Annotated in this window: 1 protein-coding gene; it reads left to right on the top strand. The window is 32.9% G+C overall.

Annotated features, from left to right (window positions below; translation table 11 throughout):
• Nucleotides 1-418: 418 nt before the first annotated feature.
• The coding region (locus UIB65_RS00850; protein ID WP_330039265.1) for an Ig-like domain repeat protein at nt 419-10,247 on the top strand (9,829 nt) is incomplete at its 3' end.

Below are 10,247 nucleotides of genomic sequence, written 5' to 3'. Positions count from 1 at the left end.
TTCTCAAAAAACTTAAAGTTGGCAAAAAATACATCTACAAAGTTGCTTATAGTAAAGATGTAGTAAACAAAAAAATTACAGTTAAAAAATAGAGATTAACTTCTCTATTTTCTTTTTTTTAGGTTTTGTCTGTAATTTTGATAGATATTCTTTTTTTCTATTTTTAGTCTTGTAATAATCTTATGTTTCTTTTAATAGATAATTACACGATAATTTATGAATGTTTTTTAAGACTTTTTTGACGAAAACATATGTGATGTCCTATGTGGGTGGTGTGAAGTAATATAATGCTATAATTTAAGTATATAACTTAATAAATAATTTAATCTAAAAATTATATATATTAATATAATATATTTTCGACGTGTTAAATATGAATTTTAAGAGGATGGTCTTAATTTCATTAATTCTTTGTTTCTTGTCGTTAGCTTGTGTATCGGCAAGTGAAAATCAAACATCAATAGAAAATTCTAATTTTGATAACATTAATGTTATTGATGTGGGTGGCGAAGAGATTAATGAATATGGTAATGATATGTTTGCTGGAAAAAATGTTTCTGAGGGACAAGGTGTTGTCTCTGGGAACTTGCTTTCCAGTAGTAATGTTGATGATAAAAATACTACACTTGGTGTGGTTGTTGGAGAAAATGCTTCTGATGGTCGTGGTGTTGTCTCTGTGGAATTGCTTTCCAGTAGCAATGTAAATGATAAGTTGTCCGCTTCAAAAGTAGGAACCCGTGATGAATTGAATAATATGATTCTTGCTGCTAAAGATGGTTCAACAATAACTTTGGATAAGGATTATGGGTTTTTAGGGGCTGTAAAACCTATTGAAATAACTAAAAGCATTGTAATTGATGGTAAAGGACATACCATTACTCTTGGATATAATAATGCTTTTAATTTAAAGTATGTGAGTTCCATTCGAAAAATTGAAATAAAAAATATTAATTTTTTACGTGGAGACGGAGGAGCCATAATTGCTGATGGGAAGTGCCCTTATATAATTTCCAATTGTAAATTTATAAACTGTTCTAGAGGAGGTCTTGCAGGTGCAATTTCGGCAACGGCGGAATATAACTCTCAAATTATTGATTGTACTTTTAAGAGATGTTATGCTTTTGGAGAGACGAAAACTGTTAGATGGGAAACCTCTGCCACTATGACATCTACTGCATCTAGTGATGGTGGTGCAATTTATATTTATGGTTTGGTCACTGTTAAATCTTGTAGATTTGAAGATTGTTCGGCTGGAAGTGGTGGTGCAATAAGGGCATATGGTAAATGTCAAATACTTGATTGTGTTTTTGTTAAAAATCATGCAGGAAGAGCTGAATGTATGCAGTCTTATGAGCATGGAGGCGCTATTTATCTTAAGGGTGGATCTGGTGCTTTAGTTAAGGGATGCACATTCAATGAAAATTCTGCTGGACGTTTTGGAGGAGCAATATCAATGTATGCTAATGATGTTAGAATTGAGGACTGTGTTTTTAATTCTAACTATGTGGATGATAGTGTAAAGCAAAAAGGTGGTGCAATATTTATAAATTCAGATTCCAGGATTGGCGACACTGGTATTCAGATAACTCGGTGTACATTCAACAATAACGGATATAATAGCAATAAACATTACTGTAAATATGGTGGAGCAATATATTTTGATGAGGGAATTATTGTTGGACATATTTCATATTGTAATTTTACAGCTAATGGTGCTTCAAAGGAGGGTGGTGCAGTGTATGCTTCATCCAATTGCAAATCCCTTAATTTTAAAGGATGTCTGTTCACCAAAAATCAGGTTAAGAAATATGGTGGAGGAATATATCTTGATTCTAAATCTTCAACCATAGTGGATTGTGCATTTGTCGAACAGCCTAATGCAATATATTGCGACCATAAAGGATGTTCAGTTAAATTTTCTACTTTTTTAAGGAATGACAATTATGATGTCTGGTCTACCAAAGAGATAAATATTGCAAACAATTGGTTTGGAAATACTATGGATAACAGGTATTACGATTTGGCCAAACTCAAAGGTAAAGCAGTTAACCTTAATAATAGGGAAAATTTGTATCTTGTTGCCACATCTATGGATAAAAATTACCACGGTGGGCAGGAATCCACCATTGATTTAAGCATGAAATATATGCGTGATTCTCCTACATCTGACAGTAAATTACCTCCATTTAGTAATCCGGCGATTAGTTATGGTGTAAGTGGAGTAAATGTAAAGGTGGTTTCTGATAAGCTTTATTTGGCAAACGGCAAATCCTCTTTTAAATTCCTGACAGATCCTTTTAAAAATACATCTTCTCTTACTGTGGATTGTTATGGTGCAAAAATCACTTTAAAGTTCAAGACAAATCCCTATTCATTCACCGCTCTTCAGGTTGTTGTTAACAATTGTCAAAATAGAGTTTTAAATCTGGCTCATAATTATACTCGTGACAAATCTATCGACGGTGACATGGCCGTAACTATTTCAAAAGACCTAGTGATTAATGGTAATGGTTTTACTTTGGATTCAAAAAATGGTGGTGGAGTCTTTTTTATGAGTAACCGTCCTAATGTGGACATAAATAATTTGAACATTGTTAATAGTAAATCAAAATGGGGTTCAGCCATTTGGGGTTATATAAATAATATGTCAGTCAATAACTGCAGGTTCATTAATTGTTCAGCAAAATTTGAGGGAGGTGCGATTAACCTGGTTGGAAAAGTGCTTACAATAACCAATTCCACTTTCATTAACAATACGGCTGATGAAAATGGGGGCTCTTTGATTGTAATGGGTATTAATACTGTAATTAGAGATTGCATTTTCATTAATTCCAATTCTGGTATGGAGGGATGTTTCATTTATCTTCAAGCTAGCAGCAGATTAAATCTCACAGATTCCATATTGTTAACCAATTCAACATCAAATTATATTTCTAAGCCAGAGGGTGAATCACTAAGGTGGAATATTTCAGCTAACATTGAGAACAATTGGTTTGGCGGTACAAATAATGATATATTAAAGAATTATGGCTTGCTCCGGGTGTTCCCTGTTAAGAGTTTGCTTTATCTGAATATCACACCTTCTCTCTATGATATTCTGGTAGGAGACAGTTCAAATATCACTCTTAAGTTTTACTCATATGATTTGAACTCAAGACAAGGGGTTCCGTTATCACGATTCAGAAACATGAAATTTGGCGTTAGCCTGTTGGAAGAAGGAGGGACACTCAGCTCCGATTCAATTATGCTGACCAATAATGAGGGAAGTGTGGTGTATACTTCAAGTTTCGATGGTGAAATGCCTGTTGAAATCGATTATGAACTATTCAGCCATGTAATCTCTCTTAATCAGTACTATGAAGGTTCTTTCACAGACCTTAAGCATCTGATTAGCAATTCTGGTGATGTTATAAATCTCACTAGGGATTATACTTTTTCTGTGATGTCCGATTATATGTTGATGGATGGTATTTACATTAATAAAGATTTGACAATCAACGGTAATAACCATGTTATCGATGGTGATGGATGGGCAAGAATCTTTAATATAGATGGACATAAGGTTATTTTGAATAATATCACATTTGCTAATGGTAATGCCGATAATGGTGGTGCGATTCAAACATCATCTCAAACTTCTTTGTCTATTGATTCCTGCAGATTCGAAAACAATTCTGCGAAAAATGGTGGTGCAATTTATCTTAAATCCTATAATCCTATAAATATAGAGTCATCTGTCTTTAAAAACAATACTGCCAGTGAAAAAGGCGGTGCAATTCATTATAGAGGATATTATGAAAGCAAAATATTTTCCAACATAACTGGTACTTTTACAAATAATAGAGCATCAGACGGAGGTGCAATATATCTAATTGATGTGAATAGATATCATATTAAAGGTAATTTCACAAAAAATTCCGCAGGAAACACTGGGGGTGCAATTTGTGCAGCTGCGGCTCTTGCCCTTCCAATATTATCCATGGATGGTGTTTTTGATTCAAATGCTGCTGCTTTTGGTGGTGCAGTTTATGCTTTTAATCCGTCCGGTAACTTTACAGGAATCTATCAAAATAACAGGGCTTCCAAGGATGGTGGTGCAATTTACATAACTCACTCCATATCAACAGTTGAACGTGATAAGAGTATCAGCGCAGAATTTTATGACAATACTGCAAATGGTCAGGGAAGTGCAGTTTGTACAATGAACCTTGAACGTAAGGATGTGGATTTACACGACTCCATTTTCATGAGAAATCATAATGGAAAATCCACAGTATATTCATCAGGCCATGGTTATCTTAATGTTCATGACTCCATTTTTGTTGAGAATACTGACAGTAAAGTATTTGATTCATCTCAGAATACGGCTGTTGACGGTCGTCTAAAAGCTTATAATAACTGGTTTGGACATACTGTTGATAATTTGGATAAGGGACCTTCTGTTGGTCCAAGGGTAACATTGAATGGCTGGTTATTCTTAGACATCGAATATGGTAAAAACGAAACTTATATCAATTCTAAAAATAACATTACTTTCACGTTGAAATCATATGATGCAAGAAAAGGAACAGTTTCAGATTATTCTGGTGACTTTAAGCTTAATTTAAGCTTAATATCAGATAATGGCAACTTCAGCACTGATTCTTTTATTTTAGGCAATGTTCCTGTTAAGGTTACATATGTTCCTGACGATTATGGTGAGGCCAATGTTGTTGTTTTAGCAAATCTACCAAAATATTCCTATGAAACATATGGAATTAAATATAATGTAGTTGACCACCCTAGCGATTCATTTTATGCCTTGCAATATGAAATAGACCATATGAAAGGAAATGTCCTTAACTTAACTAATAATTATGAGTTCTATCTGGAAATTGATAATCCGAATGGAATAAAAATCAATAAATCCATAACTATCAACGGAAATGGCTTCATCATTGACGGTAAAAATAACTCTCGTATCTTTAATATTTTGGCCGACGATGTTGTTTTGGAAAATGTCTCTCTAATCAACGGTAATGGCATTAACGGCAGCGCAATATATGCTGGAGGCAAAAATATTACAATCAGGAACTCAATTTTATTGAATAACTTTGATGTGGTTATCTATGCTTTAGATTCATTAAATGCAAATTACAACTGGTGGGGAAATACCGCAGACAATTTCAATAAAAAAGCCAATGTCAGCAGCAATGTTATTTTGGATAATACGTTATTTGCAACTTTCAATTCTAATTCAACAGTTATTGCAGCTGGTAAAAATGCAACACTTACTTTGAATCTGACTAACTTATACGACTTCAATTCAACATCAAATTCAACATATAATGGACTCAACCTATTTGCATTCAGTTTTATTGCTGATGGTGGAAACATCAATGTCACTTCAGACAGTCTCCATGATGGAATAATTTATGTTTCATTTGAAGCTATTGGTCCTTATTATGATGAAATTTATGCCAAATATGAAAATGTTACATTAAAGCATGAATTTGAAGTAATTTATGATGATGATTCCTTCTATGCATTGTATGATTTGATTAACAAGACCAAATCCGGTGGTGTTGTTAATCTCACAAAGGACTATAAGTTTTATTATTATGATGCTGATTATATTGCTGGCATTCCAATAGATAAGGCAGTGACAATTAACGGAAACGGATTTGATGTTAACGGAATGGGCCAATCTAGCATATTCGAGGTATCCGCAGACAATGTCACATTAATGAATATTAATTTATGTGATGCAATAGGTGCCATCGAATGGTTTGGAGACAATGGACTGATAAGCAATATCACAGTCAATAACACTTACTCTGCATTAAATTATTTTGGTTCTAATTTAACTGTAAGGAATTCAAATTTCACTCGTGCCAAAATGTATTCGCTATATCTGGAAGGTTCAAATCATGTTGTTGAGGGTTGTGAATTTATAGATAATTCTGGAAATTCAATAATGGGATATGACATAAACAAATTAACTATTGCCAATTCGTTATTTAATAGAATCCATAGTCCTGATTACGGTATTATTGCATTAGGTGAGTGTGAAAATGTTAATATAAGCAATTGCAAATTCAATAATAAAAATAATGGATCTATCAGTATTTTAGAGGGTTCAACCGTTTACTTGAATAACAATAGCCTTTCCGAATCCGATTACATTTTCAACAATGGCACTATTATTTCAAAGACTTTTGCCCGTTTGGATGAGGTTAATTTAAATCGTATGGTTGGCGATGTGATTTTATTAAATGCTACAATATATGATGACAATAACAACATTATTTTGGTTGATGAGTTCAATTTCAAAATCAACGATGAATTATATCTTGCTGATTTTTATATTGATGCATATGAGTATTTATGGGTATTGACAAATGGATCATGGCTTGTTATTCCAGACATAAACGAAAAATCATTTGAAAACTGTACTGTTGACTCACTAATAGTTAATGTGTTAAAATATAATTCATCCGTTGTAATTACACGTATCGGAGATGTAACCTATGGTGAAGATTCAAACATCGGATTTGAGTTTGAAAACAGTACTGCAGTTCTGGTCACAGTTACCCTTAACTCTGAAGTGGTATTCAATGAAACTGTAAATGGCACTAACGTTTCTATTCCTAATTTAGGAACAGGATTTTATAATGTAGTAATCAGTACTTTAGAAAATGAATTTTATCGCTCAAGCAGTGTTGCTTCAGATTTCAGAGTTAATAGAGCAGGTTCTTCATTAACTCTCGAAAAGATACTCGACACTTATTACGGAAAAGATATAATTATTAATTTCACTGTTGAAAACAGAACCAGTGTTGTTGCTTCTATTTATAATATTGATACCAAGGAATTTGTTTTCAACGATGTCGTTGAAGGAAATCTATTTACCATAAATAATTTGCCTGTAGGTTCATATGCAGTAACATTAACCAATATCATAGACAGGAATTATAATCCTAGTGGTGATTATGCTTCATTCAATGTTTTAAAAGTTAATTCATCCATAATTTTAGATAATAAAACAGAATATGTTTATGGTAATGTTGCAATCAGTTATGATGTTGATAATTTAACCAATGTTACTGTGACTGTTGTTGATTTGGAAAGTGGTGAAGTAGATAATTTCACTATTACAAACTCGACTATTAGTCTTGATTTGGATGCGGGTTCCTATCAAATTACTGTGGTTAATATGGGAACTGAGAATGTTTTCACCAGTCAGGATTCAAAAACATTCTTTGTCCTACCTGCAAATTCATCTGTTGAAATAGAGGACATTGGTGATGTGTATTACGGAGAGGACATTGAAATTTACTTTGATGTAATCAACGCTACAAATGTTACTGTTATCGTAAAGGATGAAAACAGTAATATTATTTATAGGAATGATACTGATGAAAGCTATTTTGATCTTTCAAATTTGGCTGCAGGTAAATACACTGTAGAAGTTTATAATTCAGGTTCCAATAATTTCAACCCTAGCAACGACACTAAAACATTTTACGTATTGAAAGTCGGTTCATTAATTGAATTCGATTATTCAAATGTAACATATTATGGAATGCCTTTCAGATTGGATTATGATGTGGAAAATGAAACATTATTAAACATCTGCATTTATGATTGCGAAGGAAATGTCATTTTTGATAAAAATTTCGATGAAATTAGTGAACTTCCAGAGGATATGTCTAATTTGACTGAAGAAGCTTATTTGGGTTATTATTTCTTTATTTATAGAAATTTAACAGTTGGAAACTATACTTTTGAGTTTACAAATCTGGGCAATTCCAATATCAGTGGAAATAAGGTTAACGGTAGTTTTGAAATTATAAAGGCTCCTTCCTATGTTGAAATTCTTGTGGATTCAATTGTATATGGCGATGATTTGGAAGTCTACTTTTATGTTGTTAATGCTACAACCGTAAATATTATAATTAAAAATGATGTTGGAGCTATTGTTTATGATGAGAACATAACTAGTTCTCCAGTCATTGTCAGTGATTTGATTCCGGGCAATTATACAGTTATTGTTACTAATTATGGCACTGAAAATGTAATTGGAAATTCATCATCTGAAGAGTTCTGCGTGTATAAATTCAATTCTACTGTTAAATTGAATAATGTTTCCGATATTTATTATGAAGATGCAGTTTTAATTGAGTTTGATGTTGAAAATAAAACTGTTGTAAATGTCAGAATCCAAAATATAGATGGTGAAGTTGTCTATGAGAATAATGTAACTTCTGATGCACTTCTGATTCCTAATTTGAATGTTGGAAATTATACTGTAACCGTTACAAATATGGAAGCATTTAATATTAGTAAAAGCGTTGATTCAAAATCATTCAGAGTTTTAAAAAGAAGCATTAACATTACGGTAGTTGTTGAAGATAATGTGTATGGCGAGTTGAGTGTTATTAATGTAATTTCTGATATTGATGGCATGTTATCTGTTAATGTAGGCAATCAGCAATTGCTTGTTGGCGTAATGGATGGTTATGGAAAGGTTATGATTAATCTTGATGCAGGAAATTACACAGCTCATGTCAATTATACTGATGATAACTATGACATTAACATGACTGGCTGTTCATTTGTCGTATATAAAGCTGATGTTGATTTAAGCGTTGTGGTTTTAGATAAGGTTTATCCTGCTGATGTTGATGGTAATGTGTTTGCCAGTGTTGATGGTGAGTATAGTGTTGTTATTGGTGATAATATTATTCCTGTGACTGTTTTAAATGGTGTTGGTGCTTTTAATGTGGGTATTTTAAATGTTGGAAACTATACTGCTTCTGTAATCTTTAATGGCAGTGATAATTATAATGCCAATGTTAATAAAAGCGCTTTTGAAGTTACTCAATCAGGAACCAATTTCAATATTGTTGCTAATGAAAGTAACATAACTTATGGAAATTCAATAAATGTTACTCAAAGTCTTCCTGCTGATGCTACTGGTAACATTACTTATTTCTTTGCTGATGGAAAAGTGATTAAGGTTTTAAATGTTGGTGAATCATTTGTTTTATCTGGTCTGGATGTCGGGTCTTATGTGGTTAATGCCAATTATTCTGGTGATTCTAATTATGCTCCTGCAAGGGACAGTTTAACAATTACTGTCAATAAGGCTGTAAATAATATTCTCGTATTTGGTGGGGATGGAGTATACCTTGAAAATTCAACAATTGTTGTTGTTGCTGATGTTGATGGAGTGTACACTGTTAATATTTCAGGTAAAAAACTCCGTATTCATGTTTTAAATGGCATCGGAGTGACTACAATTGCATTAAATGCTGGAAATTACTCTATTGATGTAGAATATGTTGATATGAATTATGTGAATAATGTCACTAGCATTCCGTTTACTGTTGCTAAGGCTGATGTTGATTTAAGCATTGTGGTTTTAGATAAGGTTTATTCTGCTGATGTTGATGGTAATGTGTTTGCTAGTGTTGATGGTGAGTATACTGTTGTTATTGGTGATAATAGTATTCCGGTGACTGTTTTGAATGGTGTTGGTGCTTTTAATGTTGGTGTTTTAAATGTTGGAAACTATACTGTTCGTGTGATTTTTGCCGGAAATGAAAATTATAATGGAAATGTTAATGAAAGCGCTTTTGAGGTTACTCAGTTTGGAACCAATTTTAATATTGTTGCTAATGAGAGCAATATAACTTATGGAAATTCAGTAAATGTTACTCAAAGTCTTCCGGGTGATGCAACAGGTACTATATCTTATTCCTTTGCTAATGGATCTGTAATTAAGGTTTTAAATGTTGGTGAATCATTTGTTTTATCTGGTTTGGATGTCGGATTTTATGTGGTTTATGCCGATTATCCTGGTGATTCTAATTATGCTCCTGCAAGGGACAGTTTAACAATTATTGTCAATAAGGCTGTTAATAATGTTCTTGTATTTGGTCAGGATGTGACATATCTTGAGAATTCAACTATTACTGTTGTTGCTGATGTTGATGGTGAATATTATGTTGATGTTGGCGGTAAAATAGTTGTTGTGAATGTTTTAAATGGTATGGGAGTGAATACAATAGCTCTGGATGCTGGAAATTACTCTGCTGATGTTGGTTATGTTAATGTGAATTATGTGAATAATGTCACTAGCATTCCGTTTACTGTTGCTAAGGCAGGTGTTGCTTTAAGTGTTGTGGTTTTAGATAAGGTTTATTCTGCTGATGTTGATGGTAATGTGTTTGCTAGTGTTGATGGTGAGTATAGTGTTGTTA

This window comes from Methanobrevibacter sp. (assembly GCF_036307625.1).
Classification (GTDB): Archaea; Methanobacteriota; Methanobacteria; order Methanobacteriales; family Methanobacteriaceae; genus Methanocatella.
Note: the sequence above shows the minus strand (reverse complement) of the source record. Positions and strands in the feature narration are given on the sequence as shown.